At 40.2% G+C, this 12977-nt stretch carries 12 protein-coding genes; all 12 read right to left on the reverse strand.

What is annotated here, in order from left to right; translation table 11 throughout:
- Positions 1-10: 10 nt before the first annotated feature.
- The 12 genes from MUG87_RS08070 to dnaK all read right to left on the reverse strand — a co-directional run bounded on the left by MUG87_RS08070 (position 11) and on the right by dnaK (position 12971).
- Positions 11-2119 (reverse strand): HD family phosphohydrolase, encoded by a 2109-nt coding sequence (locus tag MUG87_RS08070; RefSeq protein WP_247086973.1) that lies wholly within the window; start codon positions 2117-2119, stop codon positions 11-13.
- Positions 2120-2326: 207 nt separating this feature from the next.
- Positions 2327-3286 (reverse strand): PhoH family protein, encoded by a 960-nt coding sequence (locus MUG87_RS08075; RefSeq protein ID WP_247086974.1) that lies wholly within the window; start codon positions 3284-3286, stop codon positions 2327-2329.
- A gap of 3 nt (positions 3287-3289) precedes the next feature.
- The gene (gene yqfD, locus MUG87_RS08080) at positions 3290-4489 is read right to left on the reverse strand and encodes a sporulation protein YqfD (protein WP_247086975.1); all 1200 of its coding nucleotides are present in this window, start codon (positions 4487-4489) and stop codon (positions 3290-3292) included.
- 12 nt (positions 4490-4501) lie between these two features.
- Positions 4502-4780: a sporulation protein YqfC gene (gene yqfC, locus MUG87_RS08085; protein ID WP_247086976.1), complete on the reverse strand. Its 279-nt coding sequence runs from the start codon at positions 4778-4780 to the stop codon at positions 4502-4504.
- A gap of 99 nt (positions 4781-4879) precedes the next feature.
- The gene (locus MUG87_RS08090; protein WP_247086977.1) at positions 4880-5323 is read right to left on the reverse strand and encodes a GatB/YqeY domain-containing protein; all 444 of its coding nucleotides are present in this window, start codon (positions 5321-5323) and stop codon (positions 4880-4882) included.
- Between the two features lie 14 nt (positions 5324-5337).
- Complete coding sequence (gene rpsU / locus MUG87_RS08095) at positions 5338-5511, reverse strand: 30S ribosomal protein S21 (protein WP_000048061.1); 174 nt, start codon at positions 5509-5511, stop codon at positions 5338-5340.
- 388 nt (positions 5512-5899) lie between these two features.
- Entirely contained in the window at positions 5900-6562 is a 663-nt protein-coding gene (gene deoC / locus MUG87_RS08100; protein WP_124563351.1) for a deoxyribose-phosphate aldolase, read from the reverse strand.
- Positions 6563-6824: 262 nt separating this feature from the next.
- A complete protein-coding gene (mtaB, locus tag MUG87_RS08105) occupies positions 6825-8162 on the reverse strand; it encodes a tRNA (N(6)-L-threonylcarbamoyladenosine(37)-C(2))-methylthiotransferase MtaB (protein ID WP_247087593.1) in 1338 nt (445 codons plus the stop codon).
- A gap of 5 nt (positions 8163-8167) precedes the next feature.
- Positions 8168-8911 (reverse strand): 16S rRNA (uracil(1498)-N(3))-methyltransferase, encoded by a 744-nt coding sequence (locus MUG87_RS08110; RefSeq protein WP_247086978.1) that lies wholly within the window; start codon positions 8909-8911, stop codon positions 8168-8170.
- 52 nt (positions 8912-8963) lie between these two features.
- Positions 8964-9899: a 50S ribosomal protein L11 methyltransferase gene (gene prmA, locus MUG87_RS08115; RefSeq protein WP_247086979.1), complete on the reverse strand. Its 936-nt coding sequence runs from the start codon at positions 9897-9899 to the stop codon at positions 8964-8966.
- A gap of 33 nt (positions 9900-9932) precedes the next feature.
- Positions 9933-11042: a molecular chaperone DnaJ gene (gene dnaJ, locus MUG87_RS08120; RefSeq protein ID WP_247086980.1), complete on the reverse strand. Its 1110-nt coding sequence runs from the start codon at positions 11040-11042 to the stop codon at positions 9933-9935.
- Positions 11043-11147: 105 nt separating this feature from the next.
- Positions 11148-12971: a molecular chaperone DnaK gene (dnaK, locus tag MUG87_RS08125; protein ID WP_247086981.1), complete on the reverse strand. Its 1824-nt coding sequence runs from the start codon at positions 12969-12971 to the stop codon at positions 11148-11150.
- Between the last annotated feature and the right edge of the window lie 6 nt (positions 12972-12977).

Below are 12977 nucleotides of genomic sequence, written 5' to 3' on the forward strand. Positions count from 1 at the left end.
TCCACTATCATTAATCGGGATATGTAATACGTGAATGAAAAATTCCATTCAACGTCTCACATAATGTTTTTGTTACGATTTCTAATTCTTGAAATGTTAAATTACATTGAGAAAACTGCCCATCTCGCAAACGATCCGACACAATTCCTTTAACCAATTTTTCAATTTGCTCAGGCGTCGGTGCATTCAATGAGCGCACAGCAGCTTCTACACTATCTGCAATACCAACAATAGCCGATTCTTTAGACCTAGCCTTTGGACCAGGATACCGAAACATTTCTTCCGTGTATTCCTTGTCTCCACTTTGAACTGCTTTATGGTAAAAATATTTTAAGAGCGTTGTACCATGATGTTCGGCAGCAATATCTACAATTTCTTTCGGAATTTTATGCTCACGCAGTAACTTTACTCCTTCCGTTACATGAGAGATAATAATATCTCGACTTACTTCAGGAGAAAGCTCATCATGAGGGTTAGCGGCACCCATTTGATTTTCTATAAAGAAATGTGGCCGCACCGTCTTTCCAATATCATGATAATAAGCACCAACTCTTGCTACCAATCCATTTGCACCAATTGCCTCACAGGCAGCTTCTGATAAGTTTGCTACCATAATACTGTGGTGATACGTCCCTGGTGTTTCGAGTAGAATTTTACGTAATAAGTTATGATTTGGGCTGCCCAGCTCCATTAACTTCATCGTCGAGACAATCCCAAGCCCACTTTCTAAGTAAGGTAAAAGGCCCATAACAAGTACGGAAGAAAGTAAACCCGATGCCGCTGCCATCATGAGATGCAATCCAACCTCAAACCACGAAAACTGTCCATTACGAAGTAGCAATAATGCTGATATTACCAGTACATTAAACAGGCTAATAAAAATACCCGCTTGTAAAATCATACTCCTGAGATTTTTCTCTTTTAAAAATATATTAGCTGACAAGGCGCTTAATAAAATGTACGTACCAACAGAGTAGTTGAATGCACTTGTTACACCCTCGTTAAACATAATGCTTCCACTGATGGAAAAAATCATACTTGTTACAAAAACAAATCGCTCCCCAATCATTAGTTTAATGAGCATTGTCCCCATCGCTACCGGTACCATATAACTAAGTCCTGCATATTCCACTTGTTGAAATAAACTAATTATTTTCATAAGGAAAATTGTCATAGCAACGATAATGATATATGCCACAAGGTAAGGCTTATCTTCATGCTTATGATTCAAAAAACGTGTAAACTGCTTATGCACAAAGAACAATAAGAGTGATATTAACATAATTAACCCAAGAAACGGTTGAAGTGCTGTTTGATTGTCCGCTAGCCCTACCAATTTGAGTTGCTCATATACCTCTCGCTTAATGGTGTCTCCTTCTTTTACAATAACTTGCCCTTGTAAAATGTATACAGGATCCACCGTGCTCATCTCTAATTGCTTACGTTCTTTCGTTGCGATTGGATCATAAAAATAATTAGGTATAACAGCATATTGCCCTAAAGAAATAATGGCATCTTTTAAAGCGCCAGTAACACTTGCATAGCGTAATTCATTGCTGAGTCTTGTTCTTGCTTCACTTACTTCATTGATTTTTATTTGACGACTCATTACATTATTAACAGCCGTGACAGAAAACTCTCGCGCAGCCGCAAGTTGCTCCGGCGTAGCACTTAGCATAGCTAATAATCCTTGTTCAGTAACACTTTTAATAATATCGCTTGGAAGCTTCTTTTTCAGCATATCAACTTGCTCTGAAACAGGCACTGTTGTAGCCGACCCTTTGCTATCATCGCCTACCTCTTTAACGATATCAAATACAGAATTCACAATATCGATTCGATTTTGTTTATATTCCGTGCGATATGTATATTGGTCCTCTACTTTTTGGGCAGCTTCTCGCTTCTTCTTTTCAGTAGTGGCTTTATCTTCAATAGTAATGGGAGAATGAATGGTTTTTTTTGCGATTGAAAGCAATTTTACATCAAGCTCGTCCGGTTTTACATTACTGGCCAGTGCTGCAAATAAAATAAAGCCGAGTATGGCATATAAACTCATTATAATAAAATTAATGTGCGAAAGCCTTCTCACAAACAGAGAGACCTTGTTTGTTTTCAACATGTTTGCCTACATCCCCCTCTCCGGTTCACTTCCATCATTTGATTATATATACATATTGTTACTGGGTTGCTACTAGGATTAAGAGTCCGTATCCTGTATAAAATTTCCTTCAATTTTTACATCACTTTTAAGTTTATCATATAAAAAAAATACATAAACACCAAATATTATTTTACAGGCTAAAGAGGGTGTCCTATAGGACACCCTCTACTCTGCTTTCTCGTATGCCGCAATAATTCTTTGTACAACAGGATGACGTACTACATCAGACTGCTCCAAAGTGACAAATGCAATACCTGGAACATCCTTTAGAACTGTTGTAACTGTAGCTAATCCAGAACGAACACCTTTTGGTAAATCAATCTGAGATGGATCTCCTGTTATAATCATTTTAGAACCGAACCCCAGACGCGTTAAGAACATTTTCATTTGCGCACCGGTTGTGTTTTGTGCTTCGTCCAAAATAACGTACGAATCATCCAATGTTCGTCCGCGCATATAAGCAAGGGGCGCAATTTCAATTGTACCTCGCTCAATCATACGTTGTGTATGCTCTTGTCCAAGCAAATCATGAAGCGCATCATAAAGAGGTCTTAAATACGGATCTACTTTTTCTTTTAAATCGCCTGGTAAAAACCCAAGACTTTCTCCCGCTTCTACTGCCGGTCTTGTTAAAATAATCTTTTTAACCGAGCCGTTCTTTAATGCTCGAATAGCCATGACCACGGCCAAGTATGTTTTTCCCGTTCCTGCAGGTCCAATCCCAAACACAACATCGTTCCTTTTTATAGATTGGATATACTGACGTTGTCCGATTGTCTTAACATGTACAGGCTTCCCCTTTGCTGTTTTTAATAGCTCTTCAACATATAGATTTTCAAACTGCGCTAGCTCCCCTTCTTGTCCTAACTGAATGGCATAGGCAACATCTCTGGCAGAAATTGAAATTCCTTTTCGGATCACTATCAATAAATGTTGTAAAATGTCTTCAACAAGTTCTACAGCCTCGGGTTCACCTGATACACGAACACTTTCACCTCTCGTTACAATTGTGACCTGCAATTCACGCTCAATAAGTTTTAAATTTGCATCTTGGACGCCGAATAATGCGGCAGCCTCATTCTGGTTTTCTACTTGTTGCTTCATTTCTACTAAACGTTCGGCCATTACTTAGTCTCCTTGAATATTGGATTCTGTAATCGGTTGCGCTACTGCTATGTTTTCTATTACTTTAAAATATAACTTTAATTTTAATGTACCATTCTCGATCTGCTTCTGTAAAACCTTTTCACCTAAAATAATTGCATTACTTTCCAGTTTTTTCTTAAGTTCTCCTCTTGCCATTTCAACTCCAACTGTTAGAGCTTCTTTTTCACTGTATTGACGAATAGCTCCTTCCTCTTCTCTGACAATGACCTTCTCGTATCCAAAAGGAAGCTCCCATTTTAAAAAGTGAAGAGGATGAGTTATCGTTTCCTCTTTATATTGCTTGTACTTATTTTTTTCAAAACCCCATATTTTTATCTTGAAATTACCGATTTTCAGATAATGTTTATGAAAAAATTCTCCCGTATACACTTGAAACGATGTTTTTAACGGTATCTCAGCCACAGAATCATACCACGTTTCTCCAAATACAACTCCTTCTGCAGCTGTAACAGTCGGTTGGTTTTCAGGACCATACATACCCGACACCAAAAGTTGCCCTGGTTCAACATGGTCATATAACTGCACCATTGTTTTGCCATGCTCAACGAACATCTTTTGAACGATTGCTTTTTTACGAGCAACTAAATTTTGAGGTGGCAGAACTTTTTCTTGCTCCGGCTCATTTTTTTCAACGACCTGCAAATGATATGTTGTTCCACGCAATTCAACTCCTACCCAAGTGATAGAACCCACATTATTTGTAAGTTGCCACTGAATTTGTTCTACATTTGGCACTTGAAATTGCAGCTTCCCTCTTGTAACTCCCATTTTTTGCAATTCTTTCTCAATAATATACGCAGTATCTGGTTTAGCACCTTTAATTTCCACATTCCATACCATATTTGATAGTAATAGTAAAATACTAAAGAACCCCAACAAGCCAAGGGTAAATCCTGCATTGCGGAATGTTCGCTTTTGCAAAAATGGCAGCCCTCCCCTTTCAACGAATGTTAAATCGCATTCATATTTACGAAAGATAGGGCGAAGTGCTTTAACATCTTTAACATAGATACGAAAAGTTAACATATCCTCTCCTACTCTTCGAACATCCCACACATGCATGCCTTTCCTTACACATTCATTCAAGAAACGCTCTACACCTCGTCCAGCGAGCCGAACTTTAACATGTCCAAAAAAGAAAGTCATCCATTGATTTTTCATCGTTCTCCCCCATTACTCGTCTAAAAATAATACTTGATCAATTGTCCCTTCGAGCAATAATTCTTCCGGCAATATTGTTTTGATTACAAAGCCATTTCCTTTAACAAGAAGATGTCCCTGCTTTAACAATAAACGTACTTCAGTATCTGAGAAAACAAGTAAACCTTTATGATTTTCTATATAAATGTGAATTTGTCCAATCAGCGTAATGCGCGGAAGATCCATTAGAACATCCGCAGGCAGGTCCATCTTCTTTGTCATCCAACCTTTCATCTGTTGCAGCTTTTTCACAAAAGACCCCCCTTTTATCTCATATGTATGAAACAGACGAGACATCTATCACTAAAAATAAAAAAAGCATAAAAAAACACCTCCAATGGAGGCATTTTTTTATGCTAGCAACTGTGAAACAAGCTTGTTGACCAATGAACCGTCTGCTTTTCCTTTTGTTTTCGGAATCACAGCACCCATCACTTTACCCATATCAGCTTTGGATGACGCACCTGTAGCCGCAATTACGTCACGGATAATCGCTGTGAGCTCTTCTTCCGTAAGTTGCTTTGGCATATACGTTTCCAAAACTTTCATTTCGTCTTTTACTTTATTCACAAGGTCTTCACGACCCGCTTTTTCAAATTCGAGGAGGGAGTCTTTTCGCTGCTTAGCTTCACGACTTAATACCGTAAGCTCTTCATCTTCATTCAGAGTACGTTGCATTTTAATCGCTTCATTTTGCAAAGCAGCCTTTACCATGCGAATGACGGAAAGTCTTTCTTTTTCCTTATTCTTCATCGCTTGTTTCATATCATTGTTTAAAGTTTCGAGAAGACTCATACTTACACCCTCTCTTAGAATTTACGTTTTCTCGCTGCTTCGGATTTCTTCTTGCGCTTTACGCTTGGCTTTTCGTAAAATTCGCGTTTTCTTGCTTCTGCAAGAGTACCAGTTTTAGAAACTGAACGCTTGAAACGGCGAAGTGCATCCTCTAAAGACTCGTTTTTACGAACGACTGTTTTAGACATTATTCTTTCCCTCCCTCCGAAACATCCACTTACACTAATCTAGGGCATGCAAAAAAAGAAACACTTCTTCAGCATGTCTTTTGAAATTATAATACATTTTACTCCTATTGGTCAACAGTTGCATGAATAAAAGACAAAAACCAGCGTCAACTCCCCCCCACCTAACGTCCTTGTGGACTGTTTGAAATGGGAGGATCCTTGCTGATTTTAGATGAATACCAGACAAAAAGATATTTTTGGATAAGAGAGAAGCACGGGCGTTGTTTATTGAGGTTAAGACTGACGACCCGATCACGCTTTGCAAAACTAAATCTAACAAGGAAGGTACTCTTGGTATGGAAATTTTCCATCTACCTATTAAAAAACTGTCCCAAATTGGGACAGTTTTTTAATAGTCAGTTGTTGCCGTTTTACCACTCACAAGTAATACGCCGGAGCTTGTTCCGATACGAGTTGCGCCCGCTTCTACCATCGCATCCATACCAGCAGCGTCACGAACGCCACCAGAAGCTTTTACACCAATATCAGGGCCTACTGTTTTGCGCATTAATGCTACATCCTCCACTGTAGCTCCGCCAGTAGAGAAGCCAGTAGATGTTTTAACAAAATGCGCGCCTGCTTTTACAGATAGCTCGCATGCGCGAACTTTTTCTTCTTCTGTTAATAAGCATGTTTCAATAATAACTTTTACTAACGTTCCGTTTGCTGCTTCTACAACCGCACGGATATCACGCTCAACAAGCTCATCATTTTTATCTTTTAATGCACCAATATTAATTACCATATCAATCTCTGTAGCACCTTTTGCAATTGCATCTTTTGTTTCAAACGCCTTTGTTTCAGGTGTATTCGCACCAAGAGGGAAGCCGATAACTGTACATACCTTCACATCAGTACCTTTTAATAGTTGTGCCGCTGTTTCTACCCATGTCGGATTTACACATACTGATGCGAAATCGTGTTGCTTTGCTTCTGCACAAAGTGTCTCAATTGCCTCTTTTTTTGTATCTGCTTTTAATAATGTGTGATCAATTAATTTTGCATAGTTCATTTTCTTATACCCCTTTCGTATATGTATATCACTTGTTAGTTGTCTGACAACCTAATTCGATAGTCATTATAACATAAAAAAAAGATATTTCCTATGTTAAGTTTTCCTGTTACAAGCATTTACATGCATATACTTTTATAAATTATGCTGGTGAAATCTCAAGTTAATTTTCATTATAGAATTGCACGAAAAGCTTCATTCAAAAATTATTGACGTCTTATACTGCACCCATAAAAAAGAAGTGTGTCATTAGACACACTTCTTATGCGCTGGCAGATTCTGTTGGTGTTTCGTCCAACACGCGCACAAACTGACCTTCGTTGTAAGGATAACCCGCTTTTGTAATCTTCACTTTTACAAGCTGTCCAATCCATTCTTCCGACCCTTCTAAAAGCACTTTCAAATAGTTATCCGTATAACCAACTAACAATCCATCGCTATTATATTCTTCCGGTATAATCTCAAGTACTTCACCTTCGAATTGTGAAGCGTATTCCTTTGCTAATTGATCGGATAACGAAATTAAACGATGTACACGCTCATTTTTTATTTCTTCATCAATTTGGTCATCCATACGAGCTGCCGGTGTTCCTGTACGCTTAGAATAAGGGAATACATGAAGCTCTGAAAAACAATTATCTTTAATAAAGTTATATGTTTCCATAAACTCTTCTTCAGTTTCACCCGGAAATCCCACAATGACGTCTGATGTAACAGCTAAACCCGGTAATGCTTCTTTTAAACGGTCTAATCTTTCTTTAAAGAATTCCATTGTATATTTACGACGCATACGCTTTAACACAGTGTTTGAACCAGACTGAAGCGGAATATGAAGATGGCGTACAACCACTTTGGAATTACGCAATACTTCAATCACTTCATCCGTAATCTGACTTGCTTCAATTGAGGAAATACGAAGACGTTTTAACCCTCTTACCTGTGCTTCCATATCGCGAAGCAACATTGCTAAATTATAGTTTTTCATATCTTCGCCATAGCCACCTGTATGAATACCAGTTAATACAATTTCTTTGTAACCTGCATCTACGAGCTGCTGTGCCTGACGAATAACCTCTTGCGGGTCACGAGAGCGCATTAAACCACGTGCCCAAGGAATGATGCAGAATGTACAGAAGTTATTACACCCTTCCTGAATTTTTAAAGAAGCACGTGTACGGTCAGTAAAATACGGTACATCCAATTCTTCGTAAACACGTGTTTTCATAATGTTACGCACACCGTTAATTGGTTGACGCTCTTCTTTAAATTGCTCAATATACCCAAGCATTTTCTCCCGGTCTTGTGTACCTACTACAATATCCACGCCAGGAATGGCCATAATTTCAGCAGGAGACGTTTGCGCATAACAACCCGTAACACAAATTACTGCATCTGGATTTTGACGAACGGCACGGCGAATAATTTGACGACTCTTTTTATCACCTGTATTTGTTACTGTACAAGTATTAATTACATATACATCTGCCGTACGCTCAAACTCTGTGCGCTCATAGCCACCTTCTTTAAACAGCTGCCAAATCGCCTCTGTTTCATAATGGTTTACCTTACAACCTAACGTATGAAACGCGACTGTTGCCATCATAATCACCTCATTAATTCAAAATGATAGGACACAGCGGACAACGCATAAAGCGGCGCTGTTTCTGTCCGTAAAATTCTAGGTCCTAATCCGCACGGAATAAAATTCGCTTCACGTAACTGTGTAACTTCTTCTTCCGCAAGACCCCCTTCAGGCCCAAAGACAAGCAACGCCTTTTCCCCAGGCTGTAATCGTTCTAATGCGCCTGCAAATCGTGCTTTCTCACCTTGTTTAGATTCCTCTTCGTAAGCGACAATGCATATATCATAATCAGCACTCATTGCTAATAGCTCTTTAAACGTTACCGGTGCATATACAGAAGGCACAACGGCACGATGCGATTGTTCGGCCGCTTCCTTTGCAATTTTTGTCCAACGTTCCACCTTTTTATCGCCTTTTTTACTATCCCATTTTACAATAGAACGCTTTGCTTGAAAGGGAAGAAAAGCTGCTGCGCCCAGTTCTGTACCTTTTTGCAAGACAAGCTCAAGCTTATCTCCTTTTGGCAAACCACTGGCAATCGTAACGAAGACAGGAAGCTCGTTGGATTCCTCCACCCATTGTACAACAGCCGCTTTCACAAATTCATTGGTAATTTCAGCAACTGTACAAAGGGCCGTTTTTCCGTTTGCACAGCAATACAATACATCGCCTGGCTGCATACGCATTACTTTGACAATATGGTGCGCATCATCACCATTCAATAAAACTTCTTCGTTTTCTATACGTTCAACAAAATAGCGCTGCATGTTTATCACCTGACAATACGGATGCCCCGTTTACGTAAACGGGGCAAACCGCTTATTTATTTCGAGCTACAATCGCTACCCAATCTTCAATGCTTAAAACTTCTTCTACAGTGAAACCTGCTTGTGTAAGCGCATGCTCCACTTCTTTTTGTTTCGTTTGAATAATACCGGATGTAATGAATAAACCAGATGACTTTATTACCTTTGCCGCATCCTCTACAAATAGTAGAATAATGTCTGCTAGTAGATTTGCAACAATCAAGTCCACAGGACCATCAATTCCTTGCAGCAGGTTTCCCTGCCCCACTGTAACCACATGTTCTGTTTTATTCAGCGTAACATTAGCTTTGGCACTTTCTACTGCCACATAATCTAAATCATACGCTTCTACCTTTGCAGCACCAAGCTTGGCAGCAGCAATACTTAAAATCCCTGAACCTGTGCCCACATCGATTACATGATCGCCTGGGCGAATCGCTTTTTCCAACGCACGAATACACATGACGGTCGTTGGGTGTGTGCCCGTACCGAACGCCATACCAGGATCAAGCTCAATGATGCGCTCTTCTGGTGTTGCATCGTATGTTTCCCATGTAGGAACAATCGTAAAGGTGTCTGACACCTTCACAGGATGATAGTATTTCTTCCAAGACGTTGCCCAATCTTCTTCGTTTACTTCGTGAAGAGTAATTGTGTTCGCACCAAGATCAATATCATGAAGCTTTAGGGAATCTACAGCTGCGCGAATATTTTCTACTGTTTGATGCAGCTCATCATTAACAGGGAAATATGCTTTAACAAGCACACCTTCCTCTGGATAATCATTGCGATCTAATGCGTAAATTTCGCCAAAAACATTTTCGCGTTCTTTCTTAAAATCTTCAATATCTGCGATAGAAACACCGCTTGCTCCCATCTCATGCAGTATATGAGAGATAGGCTCCACAGCTTCTTGCGTTGTATGAATACTAATTTCTGACCATTTCATTATGTGACCACTCCTGCGGTTTTTCTACCAGTATTACCCTTTAAAGGCTCTTTTAAGCTTTCCGAACAGGCTGTCATCTTTATGCAATTCTTCATGTCCGTCCAGTTCTTGTAACAATTCTTTCTGTCTTGCGCTCAAGTTTGTCGGTGTCACCACACGTACGATAACATATTGATCGCCTTGTCCATACCCTCTTACGTTCGGTGCACCTTTCCCTTTCAATCTGAACTGCTTTCCTGTTTGTGTACCAGCAGGAATTTTCAGTTTTACTTTGCCGTGTACAGTCGGAACCTCCACCTCTGCGCCAAGCGCAGCCTGCGCAAATGTGAGCGGCATTTCACATACGATATCATCGCCCTCACGCTCAAAGAACTCATGGGAACGTACACGGATTACTACATACAAATCTCCTGGAGGTCCGCCGTTTACGCCGGCTTCACCTTTACCAGACACACGAATTTGTTGCTGATCATCAATACCAGCTGGAATTTTCACGTGAATCTTTTTGTTTTTTCGGACTTTCCCTGTGCCGTGGCATGTCGTACATTTCTCTTTAATGATTTGTCCGCTACCACCACAATGGTTACATGTGCGGCGATTTACGATGCGACCAAATGGAGTGTTCTGCTCTACGTTAATTTGACCTGCTCCGCTACAATGCGAACATGTTTCCTTTTTCGTTCCAGGTTTAGCACCCGAGCCGTCACATGTACCACAATTTTCCTCAGATGGAATCTCGATATCCATCTCCTTGCCAAAAATGGCTTCTTCAAACTCAAGTGTTACAGAATACTGCAGATCTGCACCTTGACGTGGCGCATTTGGATCACGTCTTCTGCCTCCACTGCCAAAGAACGTACTGAAAATATCTTCAAAGCCGAAGCCACCTTCAAATCCGCCTTCAAATCCGCCAAACCCTTGATTTGGACCAGCATGGCCAAATTGGTCATATTGGGCGCGTTTAGTATCATCACTTAACACTTCATATGCCTCTTGTACTTCTTTAAACTTTTCTGTCGCGTCTGCTTCAGTACTCACATCAGGATGATATTTTTTCGCCAAACGGCGGTACGCCTTTTTTATTTCATCTTTAGAAGCCGTTTTACTAACACCAAGCACTTCATAATAATCTCGTTTACTCATGGCCGTCTCCTTTCACATAAACGTAATTGTAACACCTTGTGAAACTCCTTTGCAACACAGAAAAAAGCCAAAGTCAAGGCGCGCCTGACTCTGACTTTTTTGTTCTTACTTATCTTCTTTTACTTCTTCAAACTCTGCATCTACAACGTTATCGTTCTTTCCATTCGCTTCCGATCCGCCTTGTGCTTGCGCTGCTTGTTGCGCCTGCTCATATAGCTTTACGGAAAGGTTTTGAACGATTTCTTGAAGTGCATCCTTTTTCGTACGAATTTCTTCTAGTTCGTTCTTTTCAATTGCAGCTTTTAATGCATCTTTTGCTTCATTTGCTTTTGTTACCTCTGCAGCATCTACTTTGCCTTCCAAGTCTTTTACAAGCTTTTCTGTTTGAAATACAAGTTGGTCTGCTTCGTTGCGAAGTTCAGCCTCTTCTTTACGCTTTTGATCTGCGCCCGCATTTGCTTCTGCTTCTTTTACCATGCGTTCTACTTCTTCATCAGAAAGACCTGAAGAGGATTGGATTGTAATTGCTTGCTCTTTATTTGTACCAAGGTCTTTCGCACGTACGTTAACAATACCGTTCGCATCAATGTCAAATGTTACCTCAATTTGAGGGATGCCACGTGGTGCTGGTGGAATATCAGACAATTGGAAACGACCCAACGTTTTGTTGTCAGCAGCCATTGGACGTTCACCTTGCAACACGTGAATATCAACTGCTGTTTGGTTATCAGCTGCTGTAGAGAATACTTGTGATTTGCTTGTTGGGATTGTTGTATTGCGCTCAATTAATTTCGTGAATACACCACCCATTGTTTCAATACCAAGAGATAGTGGTGTTACATCAAGCAATAGAACGCCTTTTACATCACCTGTTAATACGCCCCCTTGAATTGCTGCACCAAGTGCAACTACTTCGTCTGGGTTAACGCCTTTATATGGCTCTTTGCCTGTTTCGCGTTTAATTGCTTCTTGTACTGCTGGAATGCGAGTTGAACCACCTACAAGAATAACTTTGTCAAGGTCGCTTGGCGTTAAGCCTGCATCACGAAGCGCACGGCGAGTCGGCTCTAATGTTCTTTCTACCAATTCTGCGGAAAGTTCTTCAAACTTCGCACGAGTTAATGTTACTTCTAAGTGCAACGGACCTGCCGCTCCTGCGCTGATGAAAGGTAGAGAAACCTGTGTAGATGTTACACCAGAAAGATCTTTTTTCGCTTTTTCAGCTGCATCTTTCAAGCGTTGCATTGCCATTTTATCTTGAGATAAATCAATGCTGTTTTCTTTCTTAAATTCTGCTACTAAGTAGTCAATAATGACTTGGTCAAAGTCATCTCCGCCCAGGCGATTATCACCGGCTGTCGCGATTACTTCGAATGTGCCCTCGGCCAATTCAAGGATAGATACGTCGAACGTACCGCCACCCAAATCGTATACTAAGATTTTTTGTTCTTCGTCTTGTTTATCTAACCCGTATGCGAGAGCCGCAGCTGTTGGCTCATTAATGATACGCTCAACTTCTAAGCCTGCAATTTTACCTGCATCTTTTGTTGCTTGACGTTCTGCATCATTGAAATAAGCGGGAACTGTAATAACTGCTTTTGTTACCTTTTCACCTAAGTATTCTTCTGCATAAGCTTTTAGGTTTTGTAGAATAATTGCAGAAATTTCTTGTGGTGTATATTCTTTCCCTTCAGCCTCCACTTTGTAGTCAGTACCCATGTGGCGCTTAATAGAGATGATTGTGTTAGGGTTTGTGATTGCTTGACGTTTAGCCACTTCACCTACTTGACGCTCACCATTTTTGAAAGAAACCACTGAAGGAGTTGTACGGTTGCCTTCTGGATTTGGAATTACCTTTGGCTCGCCGCCTTCCATTACAGCGATACAAGAGTTTGTTGTACCTAAGTCGATACCGATAATTTTACTCATCGTTCA

Origin of the sequence: Ectobacillus sp. JY-23, assembly GCF_023022965.1 — a bacterium.
Classification (GTDB): domain Bacteria; phylum Bacillota; class Bacilli; order Bacillales; family Bacillaceae_G; genus Ectobacillus.

Excerpts from the sequence above, each read along its gene's own strand:
- MUG87_RS08070 (WP_247086973.1), bottom strand. The coding sequence starts at position 2,119 with ATGTTGAAAACAAACAAGGTCTCTCTGTTTGTGAGAAGGCTTTCGCAC.
- prmA (WP_247086979.1), bottom strand. The coding sequence starts at position 9,899 with ATGAAATGGTCAGAAATTAGTATTCATACAACGCAAGAAGCTGTGGAG.
- MUG87_RS08075 (WP_247086974.1), bottom strand. The coding sequence starts at position 3,286 with ATGGCCGAACGTTTAGTAGAAATGAAGCAACAAGTAGAAAACCAGAAT.
- mtaB (WP_247087593.1), bottom strand. The coding sequence starts at position 8,162 with ATGGCAACAGTCGCGTTTCATACGTTAGGTTGTAAGGTAAACCATTAT.
- deoC (WP_124563351.1), bottom strand. The coding sequence starts at position 6,562 with ATGAACTATGCAAAATTAATTGATCACACATTATTAAAAGCAGATACA.
- MUG87_RS08110 (WP_247086978.1), bottom strand. The coding sequence starts at position 8,911 with ATGCAGCGCTATTTTGTTGAACGTATAGAAAACGAAGAAGTTTTATTG.
- rpsU (WP_000048061.1), bottom strand. The coding sequence starts at position 5,511 with ATGTCTAAAACAGTCGTTCGTAAAAACGAGTCTTTAGAGGATGCACTT.
- dnaK (WP_247086981.1), bottom strand. The coding sequence starts at position 12,971 with ATGAGTAAAATTATCGGTATCGACTTAGGTACAACAAACTCTTGTATC.
- MUG87_RS08090 (WP_247086977.1), bottom strand. The coding sequence starts at position 5,323 with ATGAGTCTTCTCGAAACTTTAAACAATGATATGAAACAAGCGATGAAG.
- yqfD (WP_247086975.1), bottom strand. The coding sequence starts at position 4,489 with ATGAAAAATCAATGGATGACTTTCTTTTTTGGACATGTTAAAGTTCGG.
- dnaJ (WP_247086980.1), bottom strand. The coding sequence starts at position 11,042 with ATGAGTAAACGAGATTATTATGAAGTGCTTGGTGTTAGTAAAACGGCT.